Genomic DNA, 18,180 nt, shown 5'->3' on the forward strand with positions numbered 1-18,180 from the left:
TGTTAACCGGGCGTCAGGCGCGGATGAAAATGGCCGACGCGGCCGCGGACTCCACCATCAGGTCGCTGAGGGCGACGACGACGTACCAGTAGGTGTGTCCGCGCGCCACTCCTGTGTCTACGAATCTCTCCGGGTTGCCGCGCCTGAAATGGACGCGGCGCAGGGCGCCGGCCTGGGAGGGGATGTACGCGGTGGAATTGGCGCCGGCCTCCCAGCGGTAGATGGCGTAGTGCCGCGGGAGCGTTCCGGTGGTGGCTCCGCGCCAGACCAGTTCGACGCCGGTTCCATTCCATGTCGCGCTGCTGATCACGGGGGCGTAGGGACGCTGGGCACCGAGGTGCGACATGACCGGGGTCATCGCGACCCGGCGGTAGAACTTGTTCTTGACCAGCGTCATGCTGCCCAGTGCGTTGGCGCGCACGGACTTGGCGGAGAAGTAGACCTGTCCGGCCACCCTCGGCGTCGCCCGGCATTTGGCGGTGTGGTCGTAGAGCTCCCGGGCATCCTGCCAGTCCGCGCCCTGGGCCGGGTCGCCGACCTTGTAGGCGGCCTCGCCGATGTAGAGCTTGCAGTTGGTGCCCGCGACCTGCGCGGACCACCACTGGACCAGCGTGTTGTAGTCCGCGGCGGGATTGCCCTGGTGCCAGTAGAGCTGGGGAACGACGTAGTCCAGCCAGCCCTGCTTCACCCAGTTCCGCGAGTCGGCGAAAATCCCGTCGTAGCTTTGGAAGCCGGACGTGGCCGAGCCGCGGCTGTCGGTGGAGCTGTTCCGCCAGATGCCGAAGGGGCTGATGCCGAAAAGCATCCGCGGTTTCGTCGCGAAGATGCGCGTGCTCAGGTCCCGGACGAAGAGGTTGACGCTGCGGCGGCGGAAGTCCGCGAGGCTCTCCCCCGGGAGCTTGTAGGCGTTGTAGGCGGCGCTGTCCGCAATGGTCTGCCCGGCAACCGGATACGGATAGAAGTAATCGTCCAAATGGATGCCGTCGACGTCGTACTTGGCGACGACCTCCGCGATGACCTTGATGATGAAGCTGCGCACCGCGGGAAGTCCCGGGTTGTAATAGCGCCGGCCGCCGTACGCGAAGGTCCAGCTGGGGTTCTTCCGCGCGGGGTGGGAAGCGACCAGGTCGGACAGGCTGGCGGTCATGGAGGCCCGGAACGGATTGAACCACGCGTGCAGGTGCAGGTTGCGGGCGTGGGCCTGGCTGATGGCGTAGCCGAGCGGATCGTAGCCCGGGTTCCGGCCCTGCGTTCCGGTCAGGTAGCGGGACCAGGGCTCGCCGGCGGTCGAGGGCCAGAAGACGTCGCCGGACGGGCGGACCTGCAGCATTACCGCGTTGAGGTTCAGGCTGCGGGCGAGGTCCAGCCAGCCGCGGAGTTCGGTCTGCTGCGCCGCCGCGGTGAGGCCGGCGCGGGACGGCCAGTCGATGTTCACGACCGTGGAGAGCCAGAAACCGCGGAACTCATGCTTGGGCATGTCCGTGACGCGCGGCGCTTCACGTGCGGTGATCCGGTAGACGCGGTTGATGACGGCGGCAGCCAGGCTCAGCTCGAGCGGGCCGTCCGGTCCGGCCTCCGTGACGGCCCGGGAGAGCCGCCCGCCCAGGAGCCCTGCGGCGCCGAGCACTGCCACTGCCGCGGCTGCGGTGAACTGGCGCCGCGAGAACGGCAGTTCTGTTTGCCCTCTCTGGCTTGTTTGGTTTTCCCTTCCGGCCATGACCCGCTCCCCAACGTGGAAGGTACCGCTGTATCCACGTTACGCCCGGATCGGCTGCCCCTAAAGAACAGCTGGATAACGGTTGGGGCGCTCAGGCAGCGGGTCCCGCCAGCCTCTTCTGCCAGGCGGCCTCATGGCCCACCGGCACGAAGCCGAGCTCCAGGTTGATGGCCAGCATGTGCCCGTTCTCGGAGGCATTCCAGGTCAGCAGCCGGCGGGCCTCCGGCCAGATGGCGGCGGCCCGCTGCAGGTTGGCAGCCTTCACGAGCATGCCGAGGCGGTGGCCGCGGTGGGAGCCGAGGACCAGCGTGTCGTCCTGGAAGACCACCTCGGGCTGTTCGCGGTAATGCTCCAGCACGGTGTGGCCCGCGAGTTCGCCGGTCGGGCGGTGCAACGCCGCGGCCACCAGCGTGCGGGCGCCCTTGGCCCGCGCTTCCGCTTCATGGTGGCGCACCCGGTCGGCGTCCCAGCGCTCTTCCCCGTATTCCAGCAGGCCCTGCGGGATGTCGGTGCTCATGCGCTGGCGCAGCCGGGCGTATTGGCCGACGAATTCCGGCGGGCAGCTGTCCTCCCACACGATGAGGCCGTAGTCCGCCCCCGCCCGCTCCTGGGCCGCGGCCAGCAGCGCTTCGGTCCGCGCGGCGTCGGGCGGCAATGCCAAGGCCGAAATCCGCTCGACCTGTTCCAGTACGAAGCCGGAGGCCAGGGCGAAGCGGGCCGACGCAGACTCGGCCGGCAGCGCATCCGGGCCCGAGCGCGGCAGCACTGCCGCCGCGGATGGCTCCGCCGGCAGGCCTGCTTGCTTGGCCCAGCTCATCAGGACCTGCCGCCCCGCGGCCGCGGCCTCCTGTTCGGCCATCCGGAGCAGCCTGGTTCCAATGCCGCGGTGCCGGTACTCGGGATGGACCATCACGTGGACGAAGGCGTTCTCCAGGTTGTCCGCCAGCGGAAGCTCCAGCAGTGCGCGTCCGACATGCCGGCCGCGGTCCTGCGCCGCCCAGAGCCGCGACACGGCGTAGCCGCTCGGCCGCGAGGACTCCAGGCGGGTGGCGGGGCTCGCCCAGAAGTCATTGTTGCCCCACGCCAGGCCGTTGACCAGGTTGGCCAGCTGCGCGGAAGCAACGAAGTCCGCCGCGCCGGCGGACTCCAGCGAGTCCGGAACCGCCAGCGCGGCGATGCTGATGGAACCCTGCTTCATCGATGCAGACTACCCCGCGCAGCCGGAGGCAACAACGAAGTATCCGGGCGCCGTCTCCCTCAGCGTGGTGACCGTGCTGTCCCCTTGGCCCATGTAGCCTTGGGAACCGGCCGCGTAGTAGGGGTTGTAGGGGTTCGTGCCGTAGCTGACCGCCCGTCCCCTGGCCTTATGTTCGGCATTGGAGGTACTGCCGCAATAGAGGGCGTCCGGGTCATTGTCAACGACGACGTTGGCCGCCGCGACGGCACTCCTCCCGGCCCGGTCCACGGCGGTGGCAGTAACCGTCACCGCCCCGTTGGACTGCCCGCCAGTGTCCCAGCTCCAACTGTACGGTGCGGCCGGGTCGGTGCCGAGCAATTGCCCTCCCGCGCGGAATTCGACCCGGTCCACGCCGTTGTCATCTGCCGCGGCCGCTTCGAGCTGGACCGTTCCGGACACCTCGGCACCCTCCTGCGGGTTGAGCAGCTGCACCGTCGGGTCCTGTGTGTCCTCAACCGGTTCACCGCCCGCCACCCGGCGGTTGTTCTCGAAAAAGAAGTCCGTGATGTAGGCCGGGTAGTTGATGCTGTTCGTGGTGACATAGCTGCCGCCGGGCCCGCCGCCCGCGGGCCAGTTGTGCCCCATGCCGGTGTTCTGGATCAGCGAAACCCGCGGTCCCTCGGCGTCCGAGTAGAGCGTCCCGGAGCCAGTGGTGTTGTTGCCGGCCAGCCCGGAGAGGCTGAATTGGCCCGTGGTCCCCGCTCCGTAGATCTCGGCCATGACGCCGGCGTTCAGCACGTTGTAGCCCGGAGCCACGGTGGTGTCGTTGCTGCCGTAGATGACGCTGGCCACTTGGGTCTGGAAGGCGGCTCCGGTGCTGCCGGCAAAGTTGCGGCAGGTCTGGACTCCTTGGGACTTGGAGACGGCGACGGAGCCGATCTGTCCCGAGGTGGTTCCGACGGTGGGACCGGCATTGATCCCCACGCCGGCGAAAACGTCCGGAGCCAGGCAGCCCATGACCATGGTTTCCCCACCGCCGGATGAGAGGCCGGAGATGTAGAGCTGGTCCTTGTCCAGGTTGAGGTCCGCGCGCGCCAGCAGGCTCTGCGCCAGCTGCAGGAGATTGTCATCGTGCCGCGACGGATTGCTCCGGCTGTGGTTGGCATCGTAGTAGTCCCAGCAGCCGAGCAGGACGCCGCCGTTGGGAGCGTCGGGCGCAGCAACCACCATGCCGTAGGCATCCGCGACGGCCTGCCAGTTGCCCGCGCTGGCCAGGGTCGAGGCTGTCTGGACGCAGCCGTGCAGGTTGATCATCAGCGCGCGTTTGCCCGCCAGGGCCGGGGCGGTTGCCGGAACGTAGAGCTTTACGTTCATCCCCGCAATGGATTCCGTTGCCCAGGAACCCGTTGAAGCCGCACCGGCGCTGCTGGTTTCGGCGCTGCAGCCGGGCAACGACTCAAAGCCGGGAGGACAGGCCAGCGCACCGGCGGAAGCCCCTGCTGGTGGAGCTCCCACAGCCAAAGCCGCTGCAAGGCCAACAGCGGCGGCCCCCGCCGCCAGGAATCGGGTCAAAGGTTTAACATGCATTCCAAGTCCTCCGCTCAACGCCATTGTTGCCACCCAAGACTAGGAAGCCCGCGAGGGGCCGACAATGACCAATTGTGCAGAGCGGTACTGCAGCGCTGCAGGGTACGGCGTCCCGGCAGCGCGGTTCCCGGGGATGGTCCGGGACGACGCCCTTGGGTCCCGGTCAGGCTTCGGCGGCCCGCGCCTCCTGGGCTGCTGGCTGCGGGGCAGGTATGGCCGGGGCCGGACTCCCCGCAGTGGAGGGCTTCGCATCGAGCTGGCGGTTGAGCGTGATCGCCGCGTCAATCAGTGCCAGATGTGTGAAGGCCTGCGGGAAGTTGCCGATCTGTTCGCCGGTGAGCGCGATTTCCTCCGAATACAGCCCGAGATGGTTGGCGTACGTCAGCATCTTTTCGAACGTGACGCGCGCCTTGTCGAGCTGGCCGGCCCTGGCCAGCGAGTCGACATAGGCGAAGGTACACAGGGAGAACGTGCCCTCGGAGCCGCGGAGGCCGTCGGGCGAAGCTTCGGGATCGTACCGGTAGACCAGGCTGTCGCTCACCAGCTCGCCGTCCATCGCCTGCAAGGTGGAGAGCCACATCGGGTCCGTCGGGGTGATGAATCCGACCGCGCTCATCCGCAGCAGCGACGCATCCAGGACATCGGTGCCATAGTGCTGCCGGAATGCCTTGCGGGCCGGGCTCCATCCCCGCTCCATGATCTGGTTGTAGATGGCGTCCCGTTCGGCACGCCAGCGGTCCAGAGGGGCAGGACGTCCGTGGCTTGTGGCGAGGCGGATGCCCCGATCCAACGCCACCCAGTTCATCAGCCTGCCGTAGGTGAAGTCCTGCCGGCCTCCCCGGGTCTCCCAGATGCCCTCCTCGGGCTGGTCCCATTCCGCGCTGACCCAGTCCAGCAGGGCGCACATCTTCAGCCATCCTTGATGCCCCATGACGAGCCCGTGCTGGTCGGCAAAGTAGATGCTGTCGATGGCTTCTCCGTAGATGTCGAGCTGCAGTTGCCCGGCCGCTCCGTTGCCGATGCGGACGGGGCTCGATCCCTTGTAGCCCTCCCAATGCTCGATGACTTCCTCCGCGAGGTCGCTGGAGCCGTCGACCCGGTACATGATGTTCAGCGGCCCGCTGCCGCTGCCGGCTTCCTGTTCCTCGACCCGGTCCTTCAGCCAGCGGCCCAGCGCGGCGGCTTCCTCCGTGTATCCGAGGCCGAGCAGGGAGTAGACCGAGAAGGAAGCATCGCGCACCCAGGTGTAGCGGTAGTCCCAGTTCCGTTCCCCGCCGATCTGCTCGGGAAGCCCCGCGGTGGGGGCCGCCACCAGGCCGCCGCTCGGGGCGTAGGTCATCAGCTTGAGCGTGATCGCGGAGCGGTTGATTGTCTCGCGCCAGCGGCCCGAGTACGTCGAGAGCCCAAGCCAGTGCTTCCAGAAGGCCACGGTTTCGTCGAACAGATGCAGCACCTCGGACACCCGTACCTGCCGGATCGGACCTGCCGTACCCGTCTCGAGGACCAGGCCGCGGGTCTGGCCGGCCCCCAGGCTGAGCTCCGCGTGCACGTCGCCGTTCCCGTCCGCACGTGCCTGCGCGAGGCGCTCGTCCTCCGGCTCGCGGACGACGTGCATGGTCATCGACGTCCGGGGGCCTTCGAAAACCGCGCCGTCCGCGGTCAGGTGCGTCGTATGCTGCTCGCGGGCGTAGTCGAAACGAGGCGCGACGTCGATGGCGAAGCCCATCTCCCCCCGGACGCAACGGACCATCCGGATCAGCCGGTGCCTGTCCGAGGCGACGGCGCCGGTTACGGGCATGAAATCAATCAGCTCACCGACGCCTGCTTCGCTCATGAAGCGCGTGACCAGGACCGCCGTATCGGGAAAGTACAGTTGCTTGCTCGCAAAAACCTCCGCCGTGGGACGCGTCCGAAGATGGCCTCCGTGCCCGTGGTCGAGCAGCGCCCCGAAGATGCTCGGGGAGTCGAACCGCGGCGCACAGAACCAGTCGATGGATCCGTCCGTGGTCACGAGTGCCGAGGTCTGGAGGTCTCCGATGAGGCCATGGTCAGAGATGAGCGGGTAGCCAGTCATCGGGGTCCTTTCGCTGCGCCTGGACGGCACCTGCCATCGGACGGCAGGATTCGCACCCTCAGTATCGGGCCGCCCCGGCGGCGGCGAATCACCCGCAGCGGGTGATGTCACGCGCCCGCGGCTGCGGGCACACTCAAGGTGCAGCGCCGTGTGGGCGACGTACCAGTTCCGCGGAAGGCGGGTGCCGTATGAGCGGGAGCAGTGTTTCGCAACGCCCGTCGAGCGCCCTGCGCAAGGTGCTGGTTCCGCTTGCCCTGGCCCAGTTCATCTGCAGCTTCGCCGGCTCCAACATGAACGTCATGATCAATGACATGAGCGAGGACCTCGACACGACCGTGCAGGGCATCCAGACGGCCATCACGATCTTCCTGCTCGTCATGGCCGCGCTGATGATTCCCGGGGGGAAGCTGACCGACCGTTACGGACGGAAGCGCTGCCTGCTGGTCGGCCTCGCGGTCTACGGGGTCGGGGCCTTGATCAGCGCTGTCGCCCCGGGGCTGGGCATCCTGATCCTCGGCAACTCGATCCTCGAGGGAATCGGTACCGCGCTCCTGATCCCGCCGGTGTACATCCTCACCACCCTGCTCTTCACCAACACCGCCTCGCGTGCACGGGCGTTCGGAGCGATCAGCGCGATGGGAGGCGTGGGCGCTGCTGCCGGCCCGCTGATCGGCGGCCTCATCACCTCCGCGATCAGCTGGCGGGCAGCCTTCGTCTTCCAGGCGCTGATCATTGTCCTGATCATCCTCCTGAGCCGCCACATCGAAGACCCCTTGCCGCCGGACCCGACGAGCATCTTCGACAAGGGCGGCGCGGTCCTATCGGCCGTTGGCCTCATCCTCGTGGTCATGGGCATCCTGGCCGCGGACAACAGCACGTGGCTGATGGTTTCCCTGCTCGTCGCCGGCGCCCTCGTGCTGCTGTGGTTCTTCCTCTCGATCCGTGCCAAGGAGCGTGCCGGGAAGGAGCCGCTGCTCTCGACGAGCCTGTTCCGCAACCGCACCTCCAACCTCGGGCTCGTCACCCAGAACATCCAGTGGCTGGTGCTGATGGGGACGTCGTTCACGGTTGCCGCCTACCTGCAGGTGGTGCGCGGCTACAACGCCATCGAGACCGGCGTGATCTTCACGGCGGCAACGGCAGGACTGCTGCTGTCCTCGTTCGGAGCCGAACGCTTCGCGAAGCGGCGGGCGCAGCGGACCCTGGTCATCCTGGGCTTCGCGTTCACGGCGGGCGGCATTGCGCTCCTGCTTGCCATGGTGGGCGACTCGTCGACCCCCTGGGCGCTGGCGCCGGGCCTTTTCCTGATCGGGTTCGGAATCGGGGTCATGCTGACCCCATCGGTCAACATCGTCCAGTCCAGTTTCAGCGAAGAGCAGCAGGGCGAAATATCGGGCCTGTCCCGCAGCGTGTCCAACCTCGGGTCCTCACTGGGCACAGCGATTGCCGGGACCATCCTCGTTGCGGGCCTCAGCCACGGCGGATACGCCGCCGCCATGGCCGCGCTGGCGGTCGCCGGGATCATCGGACTCATCGTTTCCCTGTTCCTCCCCCGCGGCAAGACGCCGGTAACCTCGGCGGCGGACCAGCCCCGGTCCGCCTGAGATCCGTACGCGGCCGGCGGACCCGCTCCCTCGCGCGGCCGGCAGCACTGTCCCTACGTGCCGGCCCTGCAGGCAGCTTCCGCCCCGACACGCAGAAAGGCACCCGCAGCCTGAAATGGCTGCGGGTGCCTTTGTGCGGCAGTGCTGCGTTACGCCGCGGTGACGACCTTGGTCACGTTCGGGTCGACGGAGATGCCGGGGCCGAAGGTGGTGGACACCGTGGCCTTCGAGATGTAGCGGCCCTTGGAAGCGGACGGCTTCAGGCGAAGCACCTCTTCCAGAGCAGCGGCGTAGTTCTCGGCCAGCTTCTCGGCGTCGAAGGACACCTTGCCGATGATGAAGTGCAGGTTGGCGTGCTTGTCGACGCGGAAGTCGATCTTGCCGCCCTTGATGTCATTGACAGCCTTCGCCACGTCCGGGGTGACCGTTCCGGTCTTCGGGTTCGGCATCAGGTTACGCGGGCCGAGGACCTTGCCCAGCCGGCCGACCTTGCCCATCAGTTCCGGGGTCGCGACCGCGGCGTCGAAGTCGGTCCAGCCGCCCTGGATCCGCTCAATCAGGTCATCCGAACCCACGAAGTCGGCGCCCGCGGCGATGGCTGCTTCAGCCTTGTCGCCGGTGGCGAAGACCAGCACGCGGGCGGTCTTGCCGGTGCCGTGCGGGAGGTTGACCGTGCCGCGGACCATCTGGTCGGCCTTGCGCGGGTCAACGCTCAGGCGGAATGCGACCTCAACGGTGGCATCGAACTTGGAAGGGTTGGATTCCTTCGCCAGGGTGATCGCCTCGAGCGGGGCGTACTGCTTGCCCGCCTCGATCTTGGCTACAGCTGCCTCATATGCTTTGCTGCGCTTTGCCATCTGCTTTTTCTCCTTATGCAGTTGTGGTCTGCGGACCGCGCCCGGCCCTGCCACAACGACGGCGACCCGCGGGTCATGCGGAAGGTTCCGCCGTCGTTCTTTGTATTGTCTTGTTACCGCCGGGGACTTAGCCCTCTACGGTGATGCCCATCGAGCGGGCGGTGCCGGCGATGATCTTGGCCGCGGCCTGGATATCGTTGGCGTTCAGGTCTTCCATCTTCGAGGAAGCGATTTCCTCGACCTGGGCCTGGGTCAGCTTCGCGACCTTGACGGTGTGCGGAGTGGCGGAGCCCTTCTGCACGCCTGCAGCCTTCTTGATCAGCTCGGCGGCCGGCGGGGTCTTCGTGATGAAGGTGAAAGAGCGGTCTTCGTAGACCGTGATTTCAACGGGGATCACGTTGCCGCGCTGGGATTCCGTGGCGGCGTTGTACGCCTTGCAGAACTCCATGATGTTCACACCGTGCTGGCCAAGTGCAGGACCGATCGGCGGGGCCGGGTTGGCGGCGCCTGCCTGGATCTGCAGCTTGATGAGGCCGGTGACCTTTTTCTTGGGGGCCATATCGGGTCCTTCTCTTCTTTGCGTACCGGAGGCACAGGAGCGTGCCGGCGGTGGTTGGCCACCCTGGCGAGGCGGCCGGCCGCGCAGGACGGGTAAAGCGGGCCGGCCTGCGCGAAGTTTTCGGGATTAGTGGATCTTGGTGACCTGGTTGAACGAGAGCGTCACCGGAGTTTCGCGCTCGAAGATGGTCACCAGCACCACCAGCTGCTGGGACTCCGGCTTGATCTCGGAGATCGTGGCCGGGAGGGTCTCGAACGGGCCGTCGTTGACGGTGACCGACTCGCCGACCTCGAAGTCCACGGCGATCGGCGCAGCGGCTTGGGCTGCCTTGGCCGGCTTGCCGGCCTCCGGCTTGGCCGCGGTCACGGTGTGCTCGAGCATGGAGAACACTTCGTTCAGGCTCAGCGGCACCGGATTGTGGGCGTTGCCGACGAAGCCGGTGACACCCGGGGTGTGGCGGACGGCGCCCCAGGAGGCGTCAGTCAGGTCCATGCGGACGAGGACGTAGCCGGGGATGCGCACGCGGTTGACGATCTTCCGCGTGGTGTTCTTGATCTCCACGACCTCTTCCATGGGGACCTGGATCTCGAAGATGTAGTCCTCCATGTTCAGGGTCTGGATACGGGTCTCCAGGTTGACCTTCACACGGTTTTCGTAGCCGGCGTAGGAGTGGATGACGTACCAGTCGCCGGGCTGCCGGCGAAGCTTGGCACGGAAGGCTTCGACCGGGTCTTCCTCCGGCTCGGTTTCCTCGGCGGCAGGCTCCTCGCCCTCGCCGGCTTCTTCCGCGGCGGCCTCGGCGTCATCGCCGGCCTCTTCGGCGACGGGCTCCTCGCCCTCGCTGGCTTCGTCGGCGTCGGCAAGGTCCTCGGCAACGTCGAAAGCCGGCGCCTCATCGGCGCCGGTCACTGCGGCCTGATCCGGTGTCTCCAGATCAGCGGTTTCCTCGGTGTTCTGCGACTCGAGTTCCTGCTCGGACACTTAGCTTCCTGCTTTCTTCTTCAGCTCTGGTTGGTTCGCTCTGCCTGCCTGCCAGGCCCGCGCGTTGCCCGCCGTTTCCGGTACGAACGGCAGAATCCTGAGCAAGGACGCTACTGTTCCGGCGCTCCGTCACCGAAGATGAACATTGCGCCCTGACCGAAGACGAGATCCAAGACTGTCACGATCAGCATCATGATGATGACGAAGCCAATCACCACGAGCGTGTAATTGAGCAGTTCCTTGCGGGTCGGCGTCACGACCTTCTTCAATTCCGCGATGACCTGGCGGATGAAGAGGATGATTTTGCCGAAGAATCCACGCTTTTCGGGGCTCTGGCCCGACGGGCGTCTCGAGCTTCCGGCAGCCGTTTCGGTCAACCTGTGCCTCACTCATCTAGTCCGGTAGCCGGTGAGCCGGTCCGCGACCGGCAGCACCGCTGGCGTCACGCCATGACTTGCTTGAACTGCTGCTTCCCGCCGAGACGGTAATGCGCAGGGCAGACAGGACTCGAACCTGCAACCTGCGGTTTTGGAGACCGCTGCGCTACCAATTGCGCCACTACCCTTTGGGTTGATCCACGAGCACCGCCACCTCAACAGGCGCGGCACATCATGGCGTTCTTCAACACCGGAGATCAAGTGTACGTCAGGGAAACCCTTTAGTCGAACCGACCTCGTCCTCCCCTCCAAGGGGGACTCTCCATTATGCAACATTTTTCGGCCCGGTGCCGAACCGGCGTCCTCATCCGCGCGCTCCGTGCGGGTCGTGCGTCCGGCCGCTTCCGGTCACGCGGGACAGGCGCGGCGGCAAAGCTTTAGACTGGCCGGGAACAGTTTTGACGCTTAATCAGACGGGAAATCCATGCCTGCCAACGCGCGCATCTCACAGCGCATCGCCGCCATTGCCGAATCCGCCACCCTGGCTGTCGACGCCAAGGCCAAAGCGCTGAAGGCAGCCGGCCGCCCGGTCATTGGGTTCGGTGCCGGCGAGCCGGACTTCCCCACCCCCGACTACATCGTGGAGGCAGCGATCGATGCTGCTCGCCAGCCGAAGTTCCACCGCTACTCCCCCGCCGGCGGGCTCCCCGAACTGAAGCAGGCCATCGCGGAGAAGACCAAGCGCGATTCCGGATACGAGGCGGAGCCCGCCCAGGTCCTCGTGACCAACGGTGGCAAGCAGGCCGTCTACGAGTCCTTCGCCACCCTCCTCGATCCGGGTGATGAGGTCCTGGTCCCGACCCCCTACTGGACCACCTATCCGGAGGCCATCCGGCTTGCCGGCGGCGTCCCGGTCGAGGTCTTTGCAGGCCCTGAACAGGGTTACCTCGTCACCGTGGACCAGCTGGAAGCAGCCCTGACCGAGCGGACCAAGATCCTGCTGTTCGTCTCGCCGTCGAACCCCACCGGCGCCGTGTATTCACCGGAACAGGTCGCCGAAATCGGAAAGTGGGCCGCTTCCAAGGACCTCTGGGTCGTCACGGACGAGATCTACGAGCACCTGACCTACGACGGCATGCCCTTCACCTCGATCGCCACCGCCGCCCCGGAACTGGGAGACAAGGTGGTCATCCTCAACGGCGTGGCCAAGACCTACGCGATGACCGGCTGGCGGGTCGGATGGATGATCGGGCCCAAGGACGTCATCAAGGCGGCGACGAACATGCAGTCGCACGCCACCTCCAACGTCGCCAACGTGTCGCAGATGGCGGCCCTGGCTGCGGTCTCCGGGCCGCTGACTGCCGTCGACGAGATGAAGGTCGCCTTCGACCGCCGGCGCAAGGCGATGGTCACGGCGCTCAACGAGATCGAGGGTGTGGAGTGCCCGACGCCCAAGGGCGCGTTCTACGCCTACGCGGACGTCCGGGGCCTCCTCGGCAAGGAGATCGGCGGCATACGTCCGGCGACATCGGCCGAGCTGGCGTCGCTCATCCTGGACAAGGTCGAGGTGGCGGTGGTGCCGGGCGAGGCCTTCGGCCCCTCCGGGTATGTCCGCCTGTCCTACGCCCTCGGCGACGAGGACCTGGCCACCGGCGTCGGCCGCCTGCAGGAGTTCCTCGGCACCGCCAGATAGGCACCTCAGCGCCGGGCAAACGGCGGCGCGTGCTCCGGCAGGGGGCCGAAGGCGATCATGCGCGCCGGTATCGCGCGCAGCGGCGGCAGGTGCCGAGCGGCGAAGACCAGCAGCCGCGGCACGCCGGCCGGACTGTCGCCGCGCTTTGCAGAAAACAGGACCTTGTGCAGCCGGCGCTGCGCCTCCTGGACCAGCACGGTGGGCACCTGCCGCCGGCGCTGGATCCTGGCAAGGTCCCGCCTTCGCACCTGGCCGCGCCGCAGCGGCGCGGCCAGGAGGCGGGCGGCCGCGACGGCGTCCTGGATCGCCAGATTGATGCCGACTCCGCCCGCCGGCGACATGGCGTGGGCTGCATCGCCGATGCAGAGCAGGCCCTCGCGGTACCAGCGGCCCAGCCGGTTCAGCCGCACGTCGAGCACGTGGACGTCGTCCAGGGATCCGATCGCGCCCAGCCGGTCCGCGAAGTCGGGCCGCAGCTTGCGCACCCTCTCGCGGAAGCGCTCGACCCCCTCGGCCCGAATCCGGGCGTCCTCGCCCTTGTGCGTCAAATATCCGATTTGGAAAAAGTCCTGGCGGAAGAGCGCCACCATCGCTTCGTCGGGGCCGAAGGATGGCACGATGCTGGCGATCCCCCCGGCCTCATGCTGGAACCGGGGAAGCCGGAACCACCAGACGTCGAAAGGGACGGCAAACTCCCGCGGAGTGAGTCCGGCGAGCCGCCGCAGGCTCGAATCCCTTCCGTCGCACGCAACCACCAGTTCCGCTCGAAGTTCGGCCTCGGGCGCCGCGTCCACGGCCGCGCGGGGCTGCCCGCTGCCGGCATTCCTGTCCCGGTAGCGCACGCCGGCCACCCGGCCATCTTCGTAGACCAGCCCGGTGACTTCCGTATTCATCAACAACCGGAACGTCGGTTCGCTGGCTGCGGCCTCCGCCAGGAAATTCAGGAAGTCCCACTGCGGCAGCATCGCGACATAGTTGTACGGCGCCCGCAACCGTCCGAAGTCACCCACGGGAAGCCTGCCGCCGGCCGGCAGGGGCAGCTGGAAATTGTCGAGCCGGCTTTGCGGCAGCCGGCGAAAGTCCTCGCCCAGGCCGAGTTCGTCGAGCAGCCGGATGGTGGAGGCGTGGACCGTGTCCCCGCGGAAGTCCCGGAGGAAGTCCGCGTGCTTCTCCAGAACGGCAACTTCCAGGCCCGCGCGGGTTAATAGCAGGCCGAGCATCATTCCGGCCGGCCCTCCCCCGGCCACGATGCAGGAGATCCTCCGGCGTGCGGCTCCGCCCCGGCGTTCCGGGTCCTGGCGCCGCTGCGGATGTTCCGTTCCCTGGGGCGTGGCTGCCATGCTCCAGTGTAGATCCGCCGGCGGGCGCCGGTGGATCTACAGGATGCGGCGGTCCACGGCCCAGCGGGTCAGTTCGTGCCGCGAGGAGAGCTGGAGCTTGCGCAGCACGGCCGAGACGTGCGTTTCCACCGTCTTGATCGAGATGAACAGCTCCTTGGCCACTTCCTTGTAGCTGTAGCCGCGGGCGATCAGCCGCATCACTTCCAGCTCCCGGGCCGACAGCTTGTCCAGCTCGTCGTCCACCGAGGCGACGGCGGCGGTACCGAACGCGTCCAGCACGAACCCTGCCAGCCGTGGCGAAAACGCGGCGTCTCCACCGGCCACCCGGGCCACGGCGTCGGAAATCTCCGCCCCGGAAATGGCCTTGGTGACGTAGCCCCGCGCTCCGGCCCGGATAACGGTCACCACGTCTTCCGCCGAATCGGAGACGCTCAGGGCGAGGAACCGGGTCCGGCCCAGCAGCGCCGCGCACCCCGCTACAACTTCCGCACCGCCCCCGCCGCGTCCCCCGGGCAGATGCACGTCCAGCAAAACGACATCCGGCGCGAGCGCGTGGATCGCCTCGATGGCTCCCTCCACGGTCGCGGCCTCGCCGACCACCTCGATCCGCGCGTCCAGGTCCGCTTTGAGGCCCGACCTGAAAATGGCGTGGTCGTCGACGACCACGGTGCGGATTGGTGAAGTCATGATGCGGTTCCTTCCTCGGGGTACTGCAGGCTCAGGTGCACCTCGGTGCCATTGCCGGTGTTGCGGATGCGCGCCTCGCCGCCGTGCCGTTCCATCCGGTTGACCAGGGACTCCCGCACGCCCAGCCGGTCAGCCGGCACGGCGGCCAGGTCGAATCCCGGACCGCGGTCGCGGACGAATACCTCGGCGCTGCCCGGACGGCACTCCAGGTAGACCGAGATGCTGCCGCCCGCGTGCTTGGCGGCGTTCTGCACCGCCTCGCGGGTGGCGTGGACCAGGGCCTCGTGGCGGTCGGTCACCGCGGTGTCACCGACGGCGACGACGTCCACCGGCTGGCCGTAGGCGTCCTCGATTTCGGCGGCCACCGACTTGATGCGGTCCACGAGGTTGCCCTGTTCCTGCCGCTTGTCCCGGTAGAGCCACTCGCGCAGTTCCCGCTCCTGGGCGCGGGCCAGCCTGGTGACGTCCTGTTCCGATGACGCGCGGTTCTGGATCAGGGCCAGCGTCTGCAGCACCGAGTCGTGCAGGTGGGCCGCGATCTCCGCCCGCTCCGTTTCCCGGATCCGGCCGGACCGCTCGGCCTCGAGGTCCTTCCAGTACTTCAGGCCCCAGGGCGCCAGCACAAGCGCCACTCCGGCCAGCACGGCGAGAGAGGCGAACATGGCCGGCCACATCAGGTCCCAGCTGATCGAGCCGGACACCATCGCGAAAATCCCGGCGATGACCAGCGCCAGTCCGATCCCCAGACGCACCGCACCCTGGGCACCGCTGGCACCGGCCCGGTCCATGATTCCGGCGCGGCGCGTATTGTCCAGCTGCATCCAGGCAATCACGGCGCCGCCTGCAATCGCGGCCAGCGGAAGCCAGGTTCCCCAGGGCACCTTGAAGCCGGCCATCTGGGCCACGATGGCGGCGCCGGCCAGCACCAGGCCCGCGCCGAGCACGATCTCCCAGCCGGCGCGGCGCATCAGCCACGCGGCCGCTCCGCCGTTCGAGGGCACGGCCGCGGCTGTCCCGCGGCCGTCCGGGTACCCTGCGATTGTTCCCGCGCCGGCGCCCCCGGCTGCGGCGGCTGCGGCACCCTCGGCCGCGGTGCCCTCGGCAACTCCGGCGGCAGCCCCGGTCCGGTAGTCCGCAGGGCCCGGCCGGGCGCCGAAGCCGCGGGCAAAATTGCCGGCGACGTCGCGGGGGTCGAAGGCCCGGGTCTCATTGCGCGCTGCCTCGTCCGCCGTCGGCACCAGCAGCCAGAGCCACGCGTACAGCAGCAGGCCCGCTCCCCCGCCGATGGCCAGCAGGACCATGGCCGCGCGCACCAGCTGCACGGGCGCTCCCAGATGGTCCGCCAGCCCGGCGCAGACGCCGGCGATGAGCCGGTCATTGGAACGGACGAGGGGTGCGCGCATGGCTTAATCCAAACACGGCCGGCCAGCCGAGCGGGACCGTGGTCAGGGAGACTTCGGGGCAGGTCGGGGAAGGTTCAGGGTAGCCCCCCATAGAATCCGCGCCACCGGCGTTGGAATGATCGGGGTATGACTTCCAATCCCTCTGGTCCCACCGGCCCGGAACGCCCCGGGGACGTGTCCGGCGGGGACGCTGCCCCCGAAGACCGGCAGCAGCCCATTGACCATACCGACGGCGGACCCTCCCCGAGCGGCGACGCGCCCCCGGGCGGCAGCATCCCGTCGGGCGGCGGTATCCCGCAGGGCGGCGGCGTTCCGCCGGGCACGAACACTCCGCCGGCCGGTGCTGTGCCTCCGGGCGGCAGCATCCCGCCGCCGGCGCCCGGCGGTGTTCCCCCGTTGCCCGGCAGCGTTCCGCAGCCGGACAGCAACAGCTTCTTCAACTGGTTCCGCAGCCTGGGCATGCCGCGCGGCGCGGACCGCTGGATCGGCGGCGTCGCATCCGGCGTCGGACACCGCACCGGTCTGGACCCTGTGCTGGTGCGCGGACTCTTCATCCTGGTGGCACTGTTCGGCGGCTTCGGTGTCCTCCTCTACGGCCTCGCATGGGCCCTGCTCCCGGAGGCCGACGGGCGCATCCACGCCGAGGAGGCTGGCCGCGGCCGCTGGACGGCGGGGATGACTGGCGCGCTGATCGCGACGATCCTGGGCCTGTTCGACCGCCCGTTCGGCTTCTTCCGCGACGGCGACTGGGGAGTCGGCGCGTACCTGTGGGCCGTGGTGTGGGTCGGTGCGCTCGGCTACTTTATCTACTGGCTGGCGACACGCAACCGGAACAATCCGCCGGCGGCGGGGAACATGGGCTATCCGTCGGCGGGATATCCCGGAACAGCCGCGCCGACCGCAGCCTATGGCCGCCCCGGTCCGGCAGTTCCGGCTGATGCCGGACCTGAGGCCGGTGGCCCGCGCCAGTCCGCCCCGGGCGGCCCGACGAGCAGTTTCCGTGCAGGCCCGGCCGGGCCTGCCAGCGGCCTCGGCGAGGAACAGGCACGTCCCGCCGCCGGCAGCTTCGGCTCCACGCCCGGCATGGCCGCACCCCTGTACACCCCGCGGCCTCCGGTCCCGGCTCCGCCGCGGCCCCGGCGCCTCGGTCCCTCGGGGGTGAGCATCGCCCTCACGCTCGGAACCGCGATGGTGGCTGCCGGCGTCGTACTTGCCCTGCCGCTGCTGCTGGGCACCGCTGCGGGCGTGGCCATCCTGCCGGTGGCCGTGGCGGCCGCACTGCTGTGCATCGGGGCCGGCATCGTGGTCCTCGGGCTGCGGGGCCGCACCTCGGGCATCCTCGGTTTCCTCGCCGCCGTCGGCATCGTCCTGTCCCTCGTAACCACGGCCGGCGTGCAGTGGACCACGGCGAACTACTCCATCGGCACCCGGACCACCTGGACCAGCGAATCCGGTGCCCCGCCGACTGAGGGCTACAGCATTGTGGCGAGCCAGGGCAGGGTGGACCTGAGCGACCTCGGCGCCGGCAGTTTCGGCGGACCGGCGGTGGTGCCGGTCAACACGGTGGCCTCGAACGTCGAGATCGTTGTCCCGGCCGCCAAGCAGGTGGAGGTCCGGTCCTCGCTGGCCATGGGCAACATCGAGTACCCGGGTTCGGCCGGCGCCCAGCGTCGGTCCGGATTGTGGCAGCCGGCCACGTTCACCATCAACGACGACGGCTCCTCGCCCGATGTCATCTTGCAGATCAGGGGCGCAGCCAGCAATGTGGAGATTGTCGAAGCGCCGGAAAGGGGTAGCTCGTCATGAGTTCGCGAACCAGTAACGACGGCGGCATCATCAGCGGCCCGAGCACCGGCACCATTGTGTGGGGGCTGATCGCGGTGGCGGTCAGCCTGCTGGTGCTGCTCAGCGTACTATTTGGCCTCAGCTTCGATTTCGGCCAGGTCCTGATCGTACTGCTGATCGGCTCCGGCCTGGCCCTTGTGGCCGGCGGCATCTGGGGCGTGCTGCGCACCCGGGACAAGGCCTCCGACCCGTACCGCTCCTCCGACCGGGACACACCGTAGCGGCGGCCGCCGGCCCCCGGTCCCCAGCTCCCAGCCATCGAGACGAAAGAACCTGCAT

General features: G+C 68.2%; 15 protein-coding genes and 1 tRNA gene. 4 read left to right on the forward strand and 12 right to left on the reverse strand.

Annotated features, from left to right (window positions below):
* Nucleotides 1-13: 13 nt before the first annotated feature.
* The 4 genes from AHIS1636_RS09710 to AHIS1636_RS09725 form a co-directional block, all read right to left on the reverse strand.
* On the reverse strand, nucleotides 14-1,717 hold the full coding sequence (locus tag AHIS1636_RS09710; protein ID WP_264795625.1) for a glycoside hydrolase family 10-like protein: 1,704 nt from the start codon (nucleotides 1,715-1,717) through the stop codon (nucleotides 14-16).
* A 91-nt stretch (nucleotides 1,718-1,808) separates the two neighbouring features.
* On the reverse strand, nucleotides 1,809-2,915 hold the full coding sequence (locus tag AHIS1636_RS09715) for a GNAT family N-acetyltransferase (RefSeq protein WP_264795626.1): 1,107 nt from the start codon (nucleotides 2,913-2,915) through the stop codon (nucleotides 1,809-1,811).
* A gap of 9 nt (nucleotides 2,916-2,924) precedes the next feature.
* Complete coding sequence (locus tag AHIS1636_RS09720; protein ID WP_264795627.1) at nucleotides 2,925-4,268, reverse strand: extracellular catalytic domain type 1 short-chain-length polyhydroxyalkanoate depolymerase; 1,344 nt, start codon at nucleotides 4,266-4,268, stop codon at nucleotides 2,925-2,927.
* Between the two features lie 376 nt (nucleotides 4,269-4,644).
* Nucleotides 4,645-6,555, reverse strand: a complete 1,911-nt coding sequence (locus AHIS1636_RS09725; RefSeq protein WP_264795628.1) for a glycoside hydrolase family 15 protein — start codon at nucleotides 6,553-6,555, stop codon at nucleotides 4,645-4,647.
* Nucleotides 6,556-6,743: 188 nt separating this feature from the next.
* Between AHIS1636_RS09725 and AHIS1636_RS09730 the strand changes: the two genes are divergently transcribed.
* The gene (locus AHIS1636_RS09730) at nucleotides 6,744-8,159 is read left to right on the forward strand and encodes an MFS transporter (RefSeq protein WP_264795629.1); all 1,416 of its coding nucleotides are present in this window, start codon (nucleotides 6,744-6,746) and stop codon (nucleotides 8,157-8,159) included.
* 149 nt (nucleotides 8,160-8,308) lie between these two features.
* Here the strand turns inward: AHIS1636_RS09730 and rplA are convergent, their stop codons facing one another.
* From rplA to AHIS1636_RS09755, 5 genes are all read right to left on the reverse strand, one after another.
* The gene (rplA, locus tag AHIS1636_RS09735) at nucleotides 8,309-9,016 is read right to left on the reverse strand and encodes a 50S ribosomal protein L1 (RefSeq protein WP_264795630.1); all 708 of its coding nucleotides are present in this window, start codon (nucleotides 9,014-9,016) and stop codon (nucleotides 8,309-8,311) included.
* A gap of 127 nt (nucleotides 9,017-9,143) precedes the next feature.
* Nucleotides 9,144-9,575, reverse strand: coding sequence for a 50S ribosomal protein L11 (gene rplK / locus AHIS1636_RS09740; RefSeq protein WP_264795631.1), 432 nt, complete (start codon nucleotides 9,573-9,575; stop codon nucleotides 9,144-9,146).
* Between the two features lie 126 nt (nucleotides 9,576-9,701).
* Nucleotides 9,702-10,556, reverse strand: coding sequence for a transcription termination/antitermination protein NusG (nusG, locus tag AHIS1636_RS09745; protein ID WP_264795632.1), 855 nt, complete (start codon nucleotides 10,554-10,556; stop codon nucleotides 9,702-9,704).
* A gap of 110 nt (nucleotides 10,557-10,666) precedes the next feature.
* Nucleotides 10,667-10,933: a preprotein translocase subunit SecE gene (gene secE, locus AHIS1636_RS09750; RefSeq protein ID WP_264795633.1), complete on the reverse strand. Its 267-nt coding sequence runs from the start codon at nucleotides 10,931-10,933 to the stop codon at nucleotides 10,667-10,669.
* A gap of 115 nt (nucleotides 10,934-11,048) precedes the next feature.
* Nucleotides 11,049-11,121, reverse strand: a tRNA-Trp gene (locus AHIS1636_RS09755).
* A 296-nt stretch (nucleotides 11,122-11,417) separates the two neighbouring features.
* Here AHIS1636_RS09755 and AHIS1636_RS09760 point away from each other — a divergent pair.
* Entirely contained in the window at nucleotides 11,418-12,626 is a 1,209-nt protein-coding gene (locus AHIS1636_RS09760) for a pyridoxal phosphate-dependent aminotransferase (protein ID WP_264795634.1), read from the forward strand.
* A 5-nt stretch (nucleotides 12,627-12,631) separates the two neighbouring features.
* On the opposite strand, the gene AHIS1636_RS09765 is transcribed toward AHIS1636_RS09760, so the two are convergent.
* From AHIS1636_RS09765 to AHIS1636_RS09775, 3 genes are read right to left on the reverse strand one after another with little or no spacing between them, the layout of a single operon-like run.
* Nucleotides 12,632-13,966: an FAD-dependent oxidoreductase gene (locus AHIS1636_RS09765; RefSeq protein ID WP_264795635.1), complete on the reverse strand. Its 1,335-nt coding sequence runs from the start codon at nucleotides 13,964-13,966 to the stop codon at nucleotides 12,632-12,634.
* Between the two features lie 36 nt (nucleotides 13,967-14,002).
* The gene (locus AHIS1636_RS09770; protein WP_264795636.1) at nucleotides 14,003-14,653 is read right to left on the reverse strand and encodes a LuxR C-terminal-related transcriptional regulator; all 651 of its coding nucleotides are present in this window, start codon (nucleotides 14,651-14,653) and stop codon (nucleotides 14,003-14,005) included.
* Nucleotides 14,650-16,056, reverse strand: a complete 1,407-nt coding sequence (locus AHIS1636_RS09775) for an ATP-binding protein (protein ID WP_264795637.1) — start codon at nucleotides 16,054-16,056, stop codon at nucleotides 14,650-14,652. The genes AHIS1636_RS09770 and AHIS1636_RS09775 overlap by 4 nt, the downstream gene beginning before the upstream one ends.
* Nucleotides 16,057-16,182: 126 nt before the next feature.
* On the opposite strand from AHIS1636_RS09775, the gene AHIS1636_RS09780 reads away from it, so the two are divergent.
* Together AHIS1636_RS09780 and AHIS1636_RS09785 are read left to right on the forward strand one after the other, a co-directional pair.
* Nucleotides 16,183-17,862, forward strand: a complete 1,680-nt coding sequence (locus tag AHIS1636_RS09780) for a PspC domain-containing protein (protein ID WP_264795638.1) — start codon at nucleotides 16,183-16,185, stop codon at nucleotides 17,860-17,862.
* Nucleotides 17,859-18,122, forward strand: a complete 264-nt coding sequence (locus tag AHIS1636_RS09785; RefSeq protein ID WP_264795639.1) for a hypothetical protein — start codon at nucleotides 17,859-17,861, stop codon at nucleotides 18,120-18,122. Before AHIS1636_RS09780 ends, AHIS1636_RS09785 begins: the two co-directional genes overlap by 4 nt.
* Nucleotides 18,123-18,180 lie beyond the last annotated feature (58 nt).

The sequence above is a fragment of the Arthrobacter mangrovi genome, assembly GCF_026011795.1.
Lineage (GTDB): Bacteria > Actinomycetota > Actinomycetes > Actinomycetales > Micrococcaceae > Crystallibacter > Crystallibacter mangrovi.